Source organism: Candidatus Accumulibacter sp. ACC007 (assembly GCF_907163205.1).
GTDB lineage: Bacteria > Pseudomonadota > Gammaproteobacteria > Burkholderiales > Rhodocyclaceae > Accumulibacter > Accumulibacter regalis.
Genome location: NZ_CAJQUD010000010.1, coordinates 109,776 through 126,929 on the forward strand (window position 1 = coordinate 109,776; position 17,154 = coordinate 126,929).

Here is a 17,154-nt window from a genome sequence, read left to right on the forward strand (position 1 = left end):
GCATCTTCAACAACAACTATTTCCTTGGCCCGGAGGGCGTGCCGCTGTCGGCGCTTGAATTTCGCCGGGCGCTGCGCGAAGACCCCTCGTCATTGCGCATTGCGCGACTGGACCCCGCCGCTCGACCCGGCTTCGTCATCGAGGAGAAAGCGTGGGAGTACTATCGGCAAGGCCTCGGCCAATGGTACATGGTGTGGGGCAACAACGTCTTCTCCTACGATCGCGCGCCGCTGGTGCGTACGTTCGGAAGCGTCTCGCGATCGCTCGAGCAACTCGGTGGCATCGCCCAGGGGGTGTATCCGCCCATCCGAATCATCGAGGAGCCGGGCAATCGTCTGCTCGTCGAGGCTTTGCAGCGTGTGCGCGTGCACCTGTTGATCGTTGGCGGTCTGGTGATCGCGGCGCTACTGGCGCTGCTGGTCTCGCTGCTCGGTCGCTGCCAGGCGCGACGTTCCTCGTTGCCGGCGCCACAAGGGCGCGTGACGGGAAGCGGCGAAAGCCGGCCCGCTGGCGAGCCCGGTCAGCGGCGAAGGGCAAGCGAGTTGCCTGGTGCGCTGCAGCCACACCTCGTGGTGTTGACCAACCTCTTTCCCCACAGTGGCACCCCCGGCGCGGGCATGTTCATCCGGGCACGCATGTTTCGTGTCGCCGCCGAGCTGCCGATGACCGTCGTCGTCCCGGTTCCGTGGTTCCCGCTGCAGGGGCTGATTCGCTGCTTCGTTCCGAACTACCGCCCTCCGGCACCGCGAGCCGAGGTGCAGGAGGGTATCCGGATCCTGCTGCCACGCTATTTTTCGGTGCCTGGCCTGTTCCGCGGGCTGGATAGTTTCTTTATCGCGCTCGCTTGCCTGCGGCTCCTGCAGCGGCTCAGGCGAGAGGCTCCCGTGAACATCATCGATGCCCATTTCGCCTACCCTTGCGGGCACGCCGCGGTGCTCCTCGGTCGATGGCTCGGCCTGCCGGTGACGATTACCATGCGCGGCAGCGAAGTCTCGCTTTCGGCCGATCCGGTACGGCGCCGGAAAATCGTCGCCGCGCTGAACGGTGCGTCGCGCGTGTTCTCGGTGTCCGACTCGCTGCGTCGGCATGCCGGCGAGCTGGGGGCTGACACGAACCGCATCCGCGTCGTCGGCAATGGCGTCGACCTGGCCTGCTTCTTCCCCGAAGAGCAAGCCGCAGCGCGCAGCCGGCTGGGCCTTCCGCTCGATGCGCCGGTGCTGGTATCGGCCGGGGGCCTGGTTGAACGCAAGGGTTTTCACCGGGTGATCGACTGCCTGCCCGCCTTGCGCGAGCGCTTTCCCGGCTTGCGCTACCTGGTGGTTGGCGGACCGAGCCCGGAAGGCGATATCGGTGCGCGCCTGAAACAACAGGTGACGTCGCTGGGCCTGGACGGCGTCGTCCATTTTCTCGGTGCCTTGCCAGCGGCCGAACTGCGCTGGCCGCTATCGGCGGCCGACGTCTTCGTGCTCGCCACGAGCAACGAGGGCTGGGCCAACGTCTTCCTCGAGGCGATGGCCTGCGGCTTGCCCGTGGTGACCACCGATGTCGGCGGCAACGCGGAAGTGGTGAGCGCTCCGCATCTGGGAAGCATCGTGCCCTTCGCCGACGCCGGGGCGCTGACGCAGGCACTGGCGGAGGCGCTTGATCGCCATTGGGACCGTCAGCGGCTTCGCGACTACGCAGCGGCGAATACATGGGACAGTCGCGTCGCCGTGCTGGTGACGGAGTTCCGCGCACTGGCGCGCTCCGTGCCTGCTGCCGTCGGGGCGAGCAGCCGGCGGCTGGAAACGAATGGCTGAGCCCTGCCGCCGCTGCGCAGCCGGCCTGTGGCTGGCGATGGCGTGCCGCAGGGTGCACGACACCGTCATCGTCAGGAGGCGAGCGTGAGCTTGTATACGGCAATCTGTTCGCGCTTCCTGTTTCCGCTGCACGAGCGGATCAAGGGACACGCTTCGCTGGCCTTGCGGGTGCGCCTGGAAGAAAGCCAGTGGTGGTCTGCGGAGCAACTCGCCGGCCAACGCGACCGGCGCCTGCGCGAGTTCCTGGTCGACATCGGGCAGCGTGTTCCCTATTACCGGGAGATGTTCCGGCAACGCGGCTTCGACCCGCAGTCGGTACGCTCCAGCGACGCCCTGACCGCGTTGCCGTTGCTCGACAAGCCGGACATCCGGGCCAACGTCGAGCGCCTCAAGGCCGACGGGCACGGCCCGCTGACGCGCTACAACACCGGCGGGTCGTCGGGCGAGCCGCTGATCTTCTTCATGGGCAAGGGGCGCAAGAGTCACGACGTGGCGGCCAAGTGGCGGGCAACCCGCTGGTGGGACGTGGACATCGGTGACCGCGAACTGGTGGTCTGGGGAAGTCCGGTCGAACTGGGCGCGCAGGACCGTATCCGTCGCCTGCGCGACGGGCTCATGCGCAGCCATTTGTTGCCCGCCTTCGAAATGTCCCCGGCCAACCTCGACCGTTTCGTGGATACCATCCGTGCGACTCGTCCGGCCATGCTTTTCGGTTACCCGTCGAGCCTTTCGCTGATTGCCATGCACGCTCGTGAGAAGAACATCGACATGAGCAGCCTGGGAATCAAGGTCGCTTTCGTGACCTCCGAAAAGCTCTATGACGAGCAGCGGGCGGTGATCAGCGAGGTCTTTGGCTGTCCCGTGGCCAACGGCTACGGCGCCCGCGACGCGGGTTTCATCGCCCACGAGTGCCCGTCGGGCAGCTTGCACATCAGCGCCGAGGACATCATCGTCGAGACCGTTCGTCCGGACGGCGCGCCCAGCGCGCGCGGCGAGGCTGGCGAAATCGTCGTCACCCACCTCGGGACGGCGGATTTCCCCTTTGTTCGCTACCGCACCGGCGATGTCGGTATCCTCGGCGACAAGCCTTGTCCCTGTGGCCGCGGGCTGCCGGTGCTCGAAGAGGTGCAGGGCCGGACCACCGACTTCGTCGTCGCCCAGGACGGCACGGTGATGCACGGCCTGGCTCTGATCTACACCGTCCGCGACCTGCCCGGCGTCGAACGTTTCCGCATCGAGCAGATATCGATCGACCAGACGGTCGTCAAACTCGTCACCGGGCCCGCTTTTGACCCTGCCGGCGAGGAGCGGATCATCCGGGATTTCAAGGGACGCCTGGGCGCCAGGGTCGATATCCGGGTCGAGCGAGTCGCCGAGATCGCCAACGAGTCATCCGGGAAGTTCCGCTACGTCATCAGCCAGGTCAAGGCCGGCATGCCAGTGCAGGAGGGGAGCCGTGCGTGACCTCGTGATCACGGCAATCGTCATTGGCCTGCTGCCATTCATCCTGCGCAGTCCCCGTCTCGGCGTTTATGTCTGGGCGTGGATTTCAATGATGATTCCGCACCGCGCCGCCTACGGGTTTGCGCGCACGATGCCCTTCGGTCAGATGGTGGCGATCGCCACGCTGGTCGCCTTCCTCTTTTCGAAAGAGCGCCGTCCGTTTCCGGTGAACGCGGTGACCGTGGTCTACCTGGTCTTGATCTTCTGGATGACCATCACCAGCTTCTTTGCCATCAACGCGCCGCAGGTGGTTCTCGACCGCTGGGTTTTCGTGGTCAAGATCCACCTCATGCTGTTCGTGACCCTGATGCTGATCCGTGGGCGCGAGCAAATCGAGCGTCTGATCTGGGTCATCGCGCTGTCGATCGGCTTCTACGGCGTCAAGGGCGGCGTATGGACCGTGCTCACCGGTGGCGGCGGGCGCGTCTATGGGCCCGACGGCGGCATGGCGGCCGATAACAATGCGCTTGGCCTGGCGCTGGTGATGCTGCTTCCCTTCTTCCACTACCTGTACAAGATGGCCACTCGCCGTGTGGTTCGTCTCGGCCTTCTGGTCTGCTTCGTGACCATCACCCTGAGCATCCTGGGCTCGCAATCGCGCGGCGCCCTGCTTGCCCTGCTGGCCATGGCGACCTTCCTCGGCCTGAAAAGCAGCCGCCCGGTTCTGACCACCTTCGTGCTCGCCCTGACGGTGGCGATGGCGGTCATGTTCATGCCCGATTCGTGGACCGGGCGGATGAAGAGCATCGAGAACTACGAGGACGATGGTTCGGCGATGTCGCGCATCTACACCTGGAAAACGCTGTGGGCGTTGGCCCTCGACCGGCCGCTGGTGGGCGGTGGATTCGTTGTCGATACGCCGCAGGTGTTTGCGATCTATGCCCCCGCGGAAGGCCTTGGCCACAATCTCGATGGCAACGTCTATGTCGCTCACAGCATCTATTTCCAGATGCTCGGGGAACATGGCTTCCCCGGGCTGGCGCTCTATCTGCTGCTCGGCATCACTGCCTGGAAAATGGCCGGGAGGCTTGCCCGGGAAAGCAAGGAAGATCCCGAGTATGCGGACTGGCTACCACTTCTGATGCGCATGGTGCAGGTCAGTATCGCCGGTTACAGCGTCGGGGGGGCTTTTCTGAGTCTGGCCCATTTCGATGTCAGCTATTACATTCTTGGTATCGTGGTGCTTGCCGACGCTACGGTGCGTGAGCGGAAAGGCGGGCAGGCCGCCGCGGCAACCAGCGCAACGGCTCCGCCACCATTGCCCCTTACTGCGAGCAGGCAGTGATCTGCCATTGTGCGTGCCCAGATTGCCTCCCCGTTACCTCAGGCTGCGGCCTTGGCGGCGGGCGATGGGGGTTCGCGTCGCTGACCCGCTTTTCACTGTAAACCTGAAGCCAAAATCAAAATGACCAAACTAGCCGACACCCTGCACCGCAAGTACTACGCCGACAGCGTCCATCCGTATCGCGTCTATGAGGAGCATGTCGAGAAACTCCTGACCCCCGACGCGACTCTCCTTGACGCGGGCTGCGGGCGCACGGTTCCCGTCCTGAGAAAGTTTCTTGGCCGGGCGAAGACGCTGATTGGCGTCGAGCTGGTCAGTTTTACCGATGTCCCGCCGGGTATCGAAACGCACAATGCCGACCTTGCCAAGATCCCCGTGCCCGATGCCAGCGTCGATCTGATCATGTCGCGCAGTGTTTTCGAGCATCTCACCGACCCGGCGTCGGTGTACCGGGAGTTCGCGCGTATCCTGCGTCCGGGCGGGGAGGTGGTCTTCCTGACCGCCAACATGTGGGATTACGGAACCGTGGTCGCGCGCCTGGTTCCCAACCGCTTCCACGCCCGGATTGTCAAGATGGTCGAGGGGCGCGAAGAGGAGGACACCTTCCCGACCGCTTACCGGACCAATACCAGGGGCGATGTCGAACGTCTGGCGGCGTCGGCAGGGCTGGAGATCGCGTCTTTCAAGTACCTGAGCCAGTACCCGAACTACCTGATGTTCAACGGCGCCCTTTTCTTCGTCGGCACGTGCTACGAGAAATTGATCAGCCGTTTCGAGGCCTTGCGCTTTCTGCGCGGCTGGATTCTGGTCACCCTGCGCAAGCCCGGGCTGCCCCGTTGACTCCCGCCAAACCTGCAGGAGGTGTCGTGGACACGCTGCTCGCCGGCGCCACCCGGAGCGCGTTCGGACTCTTGCATCGCCTGACCACGCCGCGCCTGTCGATCCTTATCTTTCATCGCGTCCACGCCCGCCCCGACGCGCTTTTTCCGCAAGAGATCGATGCCGCGCAATTTGAACGCCTGATGGGCTTTGTCGCCCGCAGTTTCCGTGTCCTTTCGCTTGCCGACGCCGTCGCTGGTCTGGAACGGGGCACATTGCCGCCCCGCGCGCTGGTCATCACTTTCGACGATGGCTATGCGGACAATGCGCAGGTGGCTTTGCCGATTCTGCAGCGCTGTGGCCTGGTGGCCAGTTTTTTCGTCTCCAGCGGCTTCCTCGACGGCGGTCGGATGTGGAACGATTCAGTGATCGAAATCGTTCGCGCCTGCGCCAAGAGCGAGCTCGATCTGGATTTCCTGGAGCAGGGGCGCTGTTCTCTGGCCGGCCCGCAAGAGAGGACGGCGGCGATTCTCACGCTGCTGTCGGCGATCAAGTACCTTACCCTCGGTGAACGCGAAGAGGCGATTTCCCGGCTCCTGGCGGCGAGCGGCGTGCCGGCTCTTCCCGAGGATTTGATGATGCGCTCCGAGCAGGTTCGCGAGCTGCATCGCGCAGGGATGGAAATCGGCGCGCACACGGTGAACCACCCGATCCTGACGACCCTGACGCCGGCGCAGGCCGAAGGCGAGATCAGCAGCGGGCGCGAGCGCTTGCAGGAGATCATCGACGCTCCGGTCGAGCTCTTTGCCTACCCCAACGGGAAGCCGATGCGTGACTACGACCAGAGCCACGTCGCCTTGCTGCGCCGCCTCGGTTTTCGCGCCGCGGTGAGCACCGCGCCCGGTGTTGCCCGTGTTGGCGACGGCCTCTTCGAGTTGCCGAGGTTTACCCCCTGGGGGCGTTCCCTGGGGACCTGGGCAACGCGCCTGCTGATGCATCAGAGCCACACCCGCTATGAGCTTGCGGGGTCCACCTGAAGCCGGTGCCCGAAAAGGGCCAGGCGCGGGTCGCGCCGCAAATGACGGGGAACGCCAACACCATGGAGAGAAAACGATAATGTTCAGCTATTCGAAGTTCTGGAATCCCCTTTCCCGCTTCCTCGTCGGCAGCCTGTCGTCTGTTCTGGTGCTCGCGTCCACGGCGACGTTCGCCATGCAGCCGATGAATGAAACGCAGGCGGAAATGTCTCTCGCGCCAAGCTATTGCCGTGATACGCAGGGCTACGGGAACAGCGGCACACCGGATGCTCCCTCGCCAGCGGCGCAACGCTGGGTGGGGATGATGGGCAAGACCTTCTGGGCCATGCACCATTACTGCTGGGGACAGATCAACATGCAGCGCGCCATGCGCAGCGGCACCGCCCCGCAAATGCGCCAACATCTGCTGGGGAGCGTCCTCGACGACTACAATTTCGTGCTCAGGTACGCCGCCGCCAATTTCGTTTTGCTGCCGGAAATCCACACCCGCGTCGGCGAGGTGGAGTTGCTCCTCTCGCGCCCCCGTGACGCCGACAAATCGTTCGCCAAGGCGAGAGCGCTCAAGCGTGATTACTGGCCGGCTTATTCGCATTGGGCCGAGTATCTGATCAAGGTCGGCAAGACGGCGGAAGCACGAAAGCTGGTCAAGAAGGGCCTGGAATACGCACCAGGGTCCAGGGTCCTGCGCGAGCAATACCGGGTGCTCGGCAGCCGTCCGGACGCGGTTGCCGCGCAGCCCGAGGCGAGCGAGCTTTCCGACACTGGCGATGCGAGCGCCGAGTCCGAGGCAACGCCTGGCGAGAAATCCCGGGGTTCCGGGAGTGCCGGGAGTGCCGGGAGTGCCGGGAGTGCGACACGGTGACTGTGCCGAGGGTGACCGAGGAGTCAAGCGTGGATCGCTCACCGTTGCGGGAATCCTCTTGAGTTCCGTTCGTCGCTCGCTTGCTTTCTCGCTGGCGGACAGTTATGTGGGTGTGGCCTTGCAGTTGGCCAGCACGCTGCTCATCTCGCGCCTGCTGACGCCAACCGAGATCGGAATTTTTGCCGTGGCGGCGGTGCTGGCGGCGCTGGCCAGCACTTTTCGCGACTTCGGCGTCGCCGAATACCTGATCCAGGAGAAAAATCTCACCGACGACAAGATACGTTCCGCCTTCGCGGCCAACATCGCCGTGTCGTGGCTGATGGCCGGCGCCCTGTTCGCCTCCAGCGGTGCCGTTGCCGATTTTTACCGGCAGGCCGGAATCGCCGACGTGATGCGCATTCAGGCCATCAACTTCGTGCTCATCCCCTTCGGTGCGGTGACCATGGCGTATTTCAGGCGGCAGCTCAACTATCGGCCGATCTTCATTGCCGGCCTGTTGGCCAACATTACCAGCTTCATCGTTGCGGTCGGCGCGGCCCTGGCAGGTTTGAGCTACATGAGCCTTGCCTGGTCGGGACTGGCGGGGGTCATCGTCTCTGTTGCCGTCTCCATCGTCATGCGTCCCCGGGACTTCCCGGCGTGGCCAGCGCTCAGGGGGATGCGCGACGTGATCCATTTCGGCAAACACGCCAGCGGCATCTACCTGCTGGGGCAGGTGGGCAAGAATGCGCCGGAGGCGGTGATCGGGCGCGCGCTGGACATGGCCGGTGCTGCGTTCTACAGCCGCGCCAACGGCCTGATGGAGATTTTCAACCGCCTGTTCATGCGCTCCATCATGCAGGTATGCCTGCCGTATTTCTCGCAGGCGGCGCGCGAGCAGCAAGGGACGAGCACTGTTTATCTGCGCGTGGCCACGCTGCTCACCGGGATCGGCTGGCCCTTCATGCTCTATGTCGGCATTGTCGCCTATTCGGCGGTCCGCCTCCTGTATGGGCCGCAATGGACGGAATCGGTCCCCCTGGCGCAGATCCTGTGTGTCGCGGCGATTCTTGAACTCCCCTACCTGCTCGCCTCCGAGGTCATGATGGCCGAGGGACGAGTGGACCAGAGCAGCCGTCTGCAGATTCCGCTCCAGGGTCTGCGTCTGCTCGGCCTGCTCCTCGTCTTCCCGTTCGGGCTCACCGGACTGTGCTACGGGCTGGTCGCCGCAGCGCTCGGGGGGGCCATCGTTTCGCATCGTTTCTTGCACCGCATCATTGGCCTGCGTTTCCCCGCCATGATCAGCGCCTGTCTGCCCAGTGTCCTGGTGACCATCATCTCGGTGACGCCGGTCGCGCTGGCCGCAATCGCCGTTGGCCAGAACGAAGAGAACTTCGTTGTTTTCTTCGCGGCTGGCAGCGTTGCCACGCCCATTGCCTGGCTCGCCGCACTGCGGGTTCTGCGTCATCCTTTCTGGCTGGAAGTCTGCAAGCTGTTTGGGCAAGCCAGGGTTCTGCTGCGAGCGGGTCGCTAAGCAGTCGCTGTCTGGCGTGATTGGGTGCCCTGCTGGCGACCGCCGTCAGCAGGGGTCACGAGGCCTGTTTCAGCAGGGCAGCGGCGATGGCGGCCTGAACGATACCGGGCTGATGTTCGTCCACACCGATCCATAGGGGCAGACGAACCAGGCGGTCGGAGAGATCCCAGGTGTTTGTCAACTCGCCGTGCACCCGCCCGACGCGTTGCCCGCAGGGCGCGCGATCCAGAGGTACGTAGTGAAAAACCGACTGAATGCCGTTTTTCCTCAGTTCCTCGATGAAGGTCCCACGCTGCTCCAGCCCTGGCAGCAGCAGGTAGTACATATGAGCATTGTGCGAGCAGTGGGCCGGCACGACCGGGCGGCGCACGGCTCCCTTGTTCTCGATGTCTGCAAACCACTGGTGGTAGGAATTCCAGATCGCCAGTCGCTGTCGCGTGATCGTCTCGGCCTCTTCCATCTGGGCGTAGAGAAAGGCGGCCACCAGTTCGGAAGGGAGGTAGGACGAGCCCACGTCGATCCAGGTGTACTTATCAACCTGGCCGCGAAAGAAACGCGCACGGTTGGTCCCTTTCTCGCGAATGATTTCCGCTCGCTCGGCGAGGCCTGTGTTGTTGACCAGGAGAGCGCCACCTTCACCCGAGATGATGTTCTTGGTCTCGTGGAAAGAGAGCGCGCCCAAGTCTCCGATGGAACCCAGGGGGCGGCCCTTGTAGGCGGACATGATCCCCTGTGCCGCATCCTCGATCACGACCAGACCATAGCGTCTGGCGATGTCCATGATGGTGTCCATCTCACAGGCGACGCCGGCGTAATGAACGGGGACGATGGCTCGGGTTCTCTCTGTGATCGCGGCTTCGATCCTGGTTTCGTCAATGTTCAATGTGTCGGCACGGATATCGACGAAAACCGGTACCGCGCCACGCAGGACGAAAGCGTTGGCGGTGGACACGAAGGTGTAGGAAGGCATGATCACTTCGTCGCCGGGCTGGAGGTTGGCCAGAATGGCGGCCATCTCCAGCGCCGCAGTGCAGGAATGCGTCAGTAGCGCCTTGTGGGCACCGGTTCTGGCTTCGAGCCAGGCATGACATTTCAGGGTGAACGCGCCGTCGCCGGCCAACTGCCCTGCGGCGTGGGCCTGCGCGATATACCATAACTCCCTGCCGGTCATATAAGGCTTGTTGAAGGGAATCATTGAACTCTGCTCCTCAGGGGTTCTTCATGACAGGGTCACAGTGGGCACCCGAAGCTCCAGGAACGGCGGCGCGTGCCTCAAGACCGCTAGCCCCGGTCCCGCACAGCACGGTTGCGGGTCCTGTGTTCGATTCCGTGGGCCTTCCCTGGCAGGTGATCGACGCTTCAGCATCCATCGCTACCGGCACGAGAACTCGGCGTTGCGCAGAGGGCTGGCTGAGGACCATCAGCGCGTCATGACGATCAGGCCGCCGACGACCATCAGGGTGCCCAACAGTCGCTGCAGCGTGACCTGTTCACCGAGGAACAGCGCCGAGAAGACCATGACGATGACGAACGCCAGGCTCATGAAGGGGTAGGCGTAGTTCAGGTCGAAGCGAGTCATGGCCGCCATCCACGCCAGCGACGCGAGGAATGCCGAAGCGAAGCCGGTCATGATCCACGGGTTGAGAAATTGCTGCAGCAGAAACCAGAGCTTGCCGCCGGTGCCCGGGGGCAGTGGACCGACGTCGCCCATCTGCCATTTGAGCACCAACTGGCCGTAAACCGTAAACAGCAGGGTCAGCGCAATGTAGGTATGTCCAGCGAAATCAAAGCGGGCCGGCATGGGTTTCGTCCTTCGTGAATCGTGTCTGGCTAGGCCTCGTTCGCGGGTGTCTTAACTTTGTAGTCAGCGAACAATCGTTCCAGGTTGCGGTACATGATGTTCTCGATACGATGGCTTTCGATCCCTTCACTGAGCCGCTTGAAACGTTCCAGAATCGTTCTTGGAGAATACTCGGGAAAGTCGGAGCCAATCGTGATCAATTGGTCGGTTGTCGCGAACAGGTAGCGCATGTCCTCGTCGAGGCGGCTTCCTGCGTAACGCATGATGGTAAACGAGAAGTCCAGCATCAGCTTGGGGTTGGCGCGCACGATCTCGAACAGGTCGAGCATCGACGGCCCGGCGGCGTGCAGTAGCAGGATGCGCGTGTCCGGGCAGGCGTTGGCAATGTAGTCGATGCTGTCCGGAGCGTTGGTCGTCGCCAGACCGCGGCGGCGAAAAAGGGTGTCGAGCAGGATCACCAGCCCGTGCTCGGCGGCGGCATCGATGGCCGCGATGCATTTCGGATCGAGGGGGTCGTAGTCGTTCAGTCGCGGGTGCAACTTGATTCCGGCAAAGCCCTGCGTTGCCAGTTCAGCGACTGCCGCTTCCACCCTGCGCAATGTCGGCAAGCTGCGCGGGTTTAGGCCGGCAATGGGTACGAAGCGGTCGGGATACGCGCGCGCCGACTCGATGATGACCTCGTTGTCAACATAGTCGGCGATGGCCACCAGGCAGGCACGGTGCACACCGCCTTCGTCCATGTCCGTGAGCAGTTTGCCCAGTGACGCGTCGTACCGTTTCTCTCCACACCAGCTGCCGTCGCGGGTGACATGGGTCAGCGAATCAAAGAATTGCATGTTGGTTTTTCCTCCTGGTCAATCAGAACACGGCCACCGGGCCGGCCGTGCCATCCATGCGGACGCTGAGCAGCGACTTCGCCCGCCGCGAAACATCGATCACCTGTGCCGCCGTAGTGGCCAGGGCGACGACGTAGCCGGGACGACAGTCCTTGTCGTCGAGGGCGCCGATCTGCTCGCCGACCTGCACGTTGAAATGAACCGCCGCGACGCCGGGAAGCGCCGCGGCTGCGTTGACGCCGATAATTTCGGCAAGCCTGCCGGGGGGCATGCGGATGAACTCGATGTTCGCCGCCCGGGGTACCGTCGCAGGTTCGATGGCCGGGAAATCGCCCATCGCCAGCTCGATCATCGCCCGCATGACGTTAATCCCCGAGACGTGCGGGATAAGGTGCGAATAGATCATGCAACCGCCGCCACGTGCCGCGACGTCAATTGGCACAACGTCCCCGGCATTGACGATGAACTCCGCGTGAAACACACCATTCAGCAGGCCCAGCGCCGACAGCGTGGCACTGGTCGCTGCTTGAATACGGTCGAAGTCGGGTCGGCGTGCTCCGTCGGGATAATGAATCCGCGCTGACACGGTCACGGCATCGGGATACGGCTCCTTGTCGGCAACTCCGAGGATCTTCGGCTGGCCGGACACGACAAACCCGTCGACAATGATCTCGTGGCCGGCAACGCAGGCCTCGATCAGCACGTCTCCCGAACGCGAGCAGCTTTTTGCCAGTTGAAAGGCCGCTTCAAGGCCGCTGTCGTTGCTGACTCGGCTTACCCCGCGCCCGGACTGGTTGTCCACCGGCTTGACGATCAGCGGGTAAGCCATTTCGCTGGCCGCATTTCTCAGGGCAACGGGCGAGGAGATCACGCGGTAGCGGGGAACAACCAGCCCGGCGTTCTCGGTGAACTGACGCATGCGACCCTTGTTGGTGAAATTGAGCGCCGTCTCGTAGCCGATACCCGGAAGACCGAGGCGCTCGGCAACGAAAGCCGCCGTCGGTACGCCGACATCGGTGGTGTCACAGAGAATCCCATCGATCCGGTGGTCGATCGCAGCTTTCAGGGTACGTTCCAGGTCGGTGATGTCCACTACCTCGTGAAAGTCGGCGAGTGCATAGGCTGGCCGCTCGGCGAAGACGTCGGTCACCAGAACCCGGTATCCGATGCTCTTCGCGAGGCGCACCGTGGGCACCTGCCAGGGACCAGCCCCGAGGACGTGGAGGAGCTTGGGCTTCATCCGGCCACTCGCCGGGGCAGCGGCTGCGTTCTAGGATCGCGGCGCCGCATCTCGCCATCCCCAGATGTGCCATGGCGCATCTGAACCGGTATGAAACAAGAGGTCGAAGATGCTTACACCATGCTCGAACGGCGGGTGGAACTGACGGTACTCGGGGTAACCCGCGTAATCGTGCCAGGTCAGTTCAATTCCCTTGTCCGCGAAGAGCGCTTCGTCGATGTAGCTCTTGGCTGCGGGTCCGGAAAGATACGAGCTTGCAGCGGATTTTTCGAGTAATTCAACGATCCGGTCCTGCTTGCTGCCGGTCGCGGAATAGACCCTCGAGTCGGCAAACTCGGTCGATATACCAAGCATGTCGCGCGCAATTCGCGTGATGAGATGCTGGTTCAACTGGGAGAGGTGAGTCCACCGCTGACCCCGATAAATCTCTTCGAGCAGGGGTTGCGCAGACGCGAAGAACGGGGCCTTGCCATAACACTGCTGCAGCGACTTCCAATGGATCTCCTGCCACCGGGGGTCTAGCAGTCGCACGTCACAAATCAGCTTTTCCCGGCTGCCGTCGGTCGGCACGGTAAGCCATTCGGCTCCGCGTGGGGTCTTGATCCTGTTGCGGTTACGCCAGTCGCGCGCGGTGTACTGAACGTCGTCGTAAAAAATGAACAAATCGACTTCGTTGATGATGTCGAAATAGCCTTTCCAGGGGATGTAGTTGGACTGGAGAATGGCGACCTTTTTCATTTTCGATAGCCCGCATGGTGCTGGTACATGGTGTCGCGACTCCCCTTCTAGCCTAGTCCTGCATTCTTGATGAGACCTTCAGCGGCCCTGGCAGCCGCGTGAACCCGTGTGGCGGTTGGATTTCGCGCACTCCATACCTCTGGCCTGGTCGCCAAATCCGGGCCAGCACTCCCCAGCCACTGTCATTGCGAGGAGGCGTGGCCGACGCGGCAATCCAGTTCCATTCTCTGACTCCTTGTGCGCCACATCGGCCAGGCAAAAAACAAGACCTCTGCATTGCCACGTCGGCTACGCCTCCTCGCAACGACCCGCGGGCTGCTGTGGCGCCGCTTTTCCGACGAGACTTGCAGTAAGCCGGACAGCGGCTTGAAACCTTGCCGTCCTTGGAATTCGTAGGTTTCATGTTGCGTGCAACGCGACACTAGCGATGGATATCCTTGACAATGTAGGTTGGTCGGTTCTGGACTTGGTTGAACACTTTGCCGAGGTAGATGCCGACGATGCCGATGGCAGTCGTCAGAATGCCAAGGCTGATGGCCACCAATGCCATCACCGAGGTGAAACCCAGCAGGGTGTCGCCCCACAGGAGTTTTCTGGCGATCAGATAAAGGACGTAGGAAACGCTGGTCGCGGTGATCGCAGCGCCGACGTTGAATAGCCATACCAGCGGCTGTGACGAGAATGAGCTCACAGCATTGAGCATCAGTTCGATGCGTTTCATCAGCGTGTAGGTGCTCTCGCCGCTGCGCTGCTTCTTTTCCACGACCAGACCGACTTGCGCGAAGCCGGTCCAGCTCATCATGCCGCCCAGGAACAGGTTGCGGTCGCCCATCTGCAAGAGGGCATCGACAAAACGGCGCGTCATGATTCTCTCGGTGACGATACTCTCGGGAATCTTGGTTTCGCTGAGCAGGTTGAAGCCTTTCCAGAAAAGGCCGCCGCTGATCTTTTCGAACCAGCTGCCCTTGCGCGATTCCTGGTAGCCAAAGACCAGGTCGCAGCCACTCTCCTGCTGCTTCTGGTGGAAAGCCGGCAGGGTCATCGGAGAAACCTCAAGATCGCAGTCGATCACAAAAACCAGGTCGCCTCGGCTATGCTGCAGTCCCGCCTGCAAGGCGTGGTGGTGCCCGAAGTTGCGCGACAGGTCAACGATGACCAGTCGCGGGATATCCTGCCGTCGTCCCAGGACATACTCCAGGGAGTCGTCGGGTGAGCCATCGTTGACCAGGACAATTTCAAAGTCTTCAATCTGTATCTGCCGCAGCGCTTCCAGGCAGCTGGCAAGGAACTCCTCAAGGAACGGGCGCGACCGGTACATCGTCGATATCAAGCTGATCTGCGGCCGTGTCCGGTTGGAGAGGCCGTTCGTGGGAAGCGCGCTCGGAGCGATCAGGGTAGCGGGGGGCATGGCACGGTCTCTCCAGGGTGGGCAGTGGCGCAGCCAGCTGCAAGGTAATCTCCGGTTGGAACGTATCGATTCGGGCGCGTTTCCGGGGAGCATTGTTGCGAATGATACCGTTTGTGGAGGGAAGGACTTGCGCAGTAACTCACGCTTTTGTGAGAGAACTTCGCCGCTTGTCTGGAAAAACCGCGCCCGGTGCTCAAGCGGCGAATGGCATCGCCGTGTACGCCACGTCTGGTCGGCAAAGGAAGAGGCGTGCAGCTACCGAATCGAGATCGTAAACTCCGCGGGCGGATCGTCGATACCAATGAATGGGATGGGGTCCAGATCGCTCTGAACCGGATACATCCGGGCCGGAGGGTCGATCTGAAGTCGCTCGTGATAATGGTATTTAAGGACGATCGCAGGTCCGCTGACATTCGTCGCCACGACCCGGTTGTGTTCACGATGACTGATCGTGCCCTGCCCCTTGAGGAAGAAATTGGCGTCGTGGCCGACCACTCGATAGATCCTGAATGATCCATTGTTGGCCACCGCGTCCACCCCGGGCAGGGCATCGATGTAGTCCTTATTGGTCGGGGTATTGGCGATGATCCAGCCGACGTTATACAGCCTCAGATAGGCGGCAAAAAGGCCGCTGGGCAGGTCGCCCAGCGCTTTGCCGAAGGCCTGTCCGTCCTGGAAGCTCGCCGCGTGCATGTAAGGGTAGGGGCCGCCGATGAACTCGCGTTGGGTCTGGAGCGCCAGATAGCCGATTACCCTGCCGCCGTCATAGAGGCGGGGCAGCGAAACCTCGAACAGGATGCGCGACGATTCGTCCGTGTGCCGTCGCAGCCATTCCTCCAGCCAGACTGTGTAAGGTCCGGCTCCGTCCACCATTGGCGGCTTCTTTCCGACGTGCCCGATGTCTGCATAGGAAACTTCGCGCGCGACTTCGTACGCCGCATAGCTGGTCGAAATGGCCACCATGATGGTCGTCAACACGGCGGTCGCACGCAGTGCGGGGGTCGGAGAGCGCAAGGCCTGCCAGACGCGCATGAAGCCGAATGCGGCCGGGATGGTCAGGAACAGGTAGCCGGCTGCGGCAAAGCGATTCGGTTGCAGGGACGCCAAGGGGCGCAGCGCAGCACCCACCGCGGCAAACACGAGCAGGATGATACCGGCTGACAGGAAGCTGATCGCCAAGGGCCTCGCAGCAGGCCCTTTCTCCCTGATTGCGGCCCATAGCGCGAGCAGCGCGATCGGCGCGTACACCTTGCAGCCCTCACCCTGTGCCAGCAGCTCCATCCACAGCTTCGAAGGGTCTACCTTGGCCTGGTAGGCAGCCATGAAATCGCCGACGGGGAACGCCTTGCTGTATTCCTGTACGGCATCGAGCCACGGCAAATTCGGGAGCAGGCTGAGCAAGGGAATGACCGTAAGCGCCGCCAGCACGCGGCGCCATACAGTCAGCCGGAACGATACGATGAGCCAGGGTCCAATCAAGCTTGCCGCGAGGACGGGGAAAAGCGGGTGGTAGAAAAACGCCACCGCGCCAAACGCGCCGGTGCCGCTCAATAGCCAGCCGCCACCGCGTCCGCAGGTGTAGCGGAAGAACAAGGCGGCAAATGGCAAGGCCAGGTAGGCCGCGGTGACGAAGGAAACCATTCCGTGGGTGTAGTACCAGCGGAACATCGACGTCCAGAAGAGCAGCGTGGCAAATACCATGGCGACGATTGCTTGCCGCTTTGGCAGGTCCAGCAGGCGTGCCGCCAGCAGAACGCTGATGGGTGCCAGCAGCGCCGAGGCAAAGGCGTAGATCTTGTACAGCACAGCCTCGCTGATCGCTGGGGAGAACAAGGCGGCAAGCGCTGCAGGGAAATGTGCGCTGGGATCGAGGAAGACCCCGCGTGGCAGTCCGGCCGCAAAAAAAGGATCGTAAGCCCATTGCGTGCCGTCGCGGGCGAGGGCGAGCGCCAGCTTCATGTGATACCAATGGTAGCCGGCATCGCTGAAAAGCACGGGCGTCTGGCTGAACAGTTCGCCAAGCGGGAAGGAGTAGGCCACGAGGAAAAACTGCAGCAGCGCGGCCAGGGCGATCGTGCCATAGTCAACGCCGCTCTCCCGGTTCGGGCAGGCGTTTCCCGGAGGCATGCCAGGGAAGCCACTCATAGGCGCATGTGCAGCGCTTGCCTGCCACAGGCAGGCGTGCTGGCCACGGGATGGTGGGAGCTTGCGTGGCTGGATGGTTTCATGCGCAGGTCTGCATTCGCCATGTCTCGGTGTTGGTTAGCGCGACCGGGAAGTCAATCGATTATAACGCCGTGTCGACAATTGACG

Annotated in this window: 14 protein-coding genes; 7 read left to right on the plus strand and 7 right to left on the minus strand. The window is 62.7% G+C overall.

Translation table 11 applies throughout. From position 1 onward, the window contains the following. Positions 1-542 precede the first annotated feature (542 nt). The 7 genes from QZ634_RS19685 to QZ634_RS19715 all read left to right on the plus strand — a co-directional run bounded on the left by QZ634_RS19685 (position 543) and on the right by QZ634_RS19715 (position 8,818). Positions 543-1,799, plus strand: a complete 1,257-nt coding sequence (locus QZ634_RS19685) for a glycosyltransferase (RefSeq protein WP_291991245.1) — start codon at positions 543-545, stop codon at positions 1,797-1,799. A gap of 84 nt (positions 1,800-1,883) precedes the next feature. Beyond that, entirely contained in the window at positions 1,884-3,263 is a 1,380-nt protein-coding gene (locus QZ634_RS19690) for a phenylacetate--CoA ligase family protein (RefSeq protein ID WP_291991198.1), read from the plus strand. Continuing rightward, on the plus strand, positions 3,256-4,587 hold the full coding sequence (locus QZ634_RS19695; RefSeq protein WP_291991199.1) for a putative O-glycosylation ligase, exosortase A system-associated: 1,332 nt from the start codon (positions 3,256-3,258) through the stop codon (positions 4,585-4,587). Before QZ634_RS19690 ends, QZ634_RS19695 begins: the two co-directional genes overlap by 8 nt. Positions 4,588-4,707: 120 nt before the next feature. Next, positions 4,708-5,427, plus strand: a complete 720-nt coding sequence (locus QZ634_RS19700; RefSeq protein WP_291991200.1) for a class I SAM-dependent methyltransferase — start codon at positions 4,708-4,710, stop codon at positions 5,425-5,427. 26 nt (positions 5,428-5,453) lie between these two features. Continuing rightward, a complete protein-coding gene (locus QZ634_RS19705) occupies positions 5,454-6,443 on the plus strand; it encodes a polysaccharide deacetylase family protein (protein ID WP_291991201.1) in 990 nt (329 codons plus the stop codon). Between the two features lie 79 nt (positions 6,444-6,522). Then, on the plus strand, positions 6,523-7,305 hold the full coding sequence (locus QZ634_RS19710; protein WP_291991202.1) for a hypothetical protein: 783 nt from the start codon (positions 6,523-6,525) through the stop codon (positions 7,303-7,305). A gap of 58 nt (positions 7,306-7,363) precedes the next feature. After that, positions 7,364-8,818 carry a lipopolysaccharide biosynthesis protein gene (locus QZ634_RS19715; protein WP_291991203.1) on the plus strand — a complete coding sequence of 485 codons (1,455 nt, stop codon included), beginning with the start codon at positions 7,364-7,366 and terminating at the stop codon, positions 8,816-8,818. Between the two features lie 55 nt (positions 8,819-8,873). Here the strand turns inward: QZ634_RS19715 and rffA are convergent, their stop codons facing one another. From rffA to QZ634_RS19750, 7 genes are all read right to left on the minus strand, one after another. Then, a complete protein-coding gene (gene rffA, locus QZ634_RS19720) occupies positions 8,874-10,013 on the minus strand; it encodes a dTDP-4-amino-4,6-dideoxygalactose transaminase (protein ID WP_291991204.1) in 1,140 nt (379 codons plus the stop codon). A gap of 225 nt (positions 10,014-10,238) precedes the next feature. Beyond that, positions 10,239-10,619 carry an EamA family transporter gene (locus QZ634_RS19725; protein WP_291991205.1) on the minus strand — a complete coding sequence of 127 codons (381 nt, stop codon included), beginning with the start codon at positions 10,617-10,619 and terminating at the stop codon, positions 10,239-10,241. A gap of 29 nt (positions 10,620-10,648) precedes the next feature. Next, complete coding sequence (locus QZ634_RS19730; RefSeq protein ID WP_291991206.1) at positions 10,649-11,455, minus strand: amidohydrolase family protein; 807 nt, start codon at positions 11,453-11,455, stop codon at positions 10,649-10,651. 22 nt (positions 11,456-11,477) lie between these two features. Beyond that, complete coding sequence (locus QZ634_RS19735; RefSeq protein WP_291991207.1) at positions 11,478-12,695, minus strand: ATP-grasp domain-containing protein; 1,218 nt, start codon at positions 12,693-12,695, stop codon at positions 11,478-11,480. A 30-nt stretch (positions 12,696-12,725) separates the two neighbouring features. Next, positions 12,726-13,433 carry a WbqC family protein gene (locus QZ634_RS19740; RefSeq protein ID WP_291991208.1) on the minus strand — a complete coding sequence of 236 codons (708 nt, stop codon included), beginning with the start codon at positions 13,431-13,433 and terminating at the stop codon, positions 12,726-12,728. Positions 13,434-13,854: 421 nt separating this feature from the next. Further along, positions 13,855-14,841, minus strand: coding sequence for a glycosyltransferase family 2 protein (locus QZ634_RS19745; protein ID WP_291991209.1), 987 nt, complete (start codon positions 14,839-14,841; stop codon positions 13,855-13,857). Positions 14,842-15,096: 255 nt separating this feature from the next. After that, positions 15,097-16,968 carry a hypothetical protein gene (locus QZ634_RS19750; RefSeq protein ID WP_291991210.1) on the minus strand — a complete coding sequence of 624 codons (1,872 nt, stop codon included), beginning with the start codon at positions 16,966-16,968 and terminating at the stop codon, positions 15,097-15,099. Between the last annotated feature and the right edge of the window lie 186 nt (positions 16,969-17,154).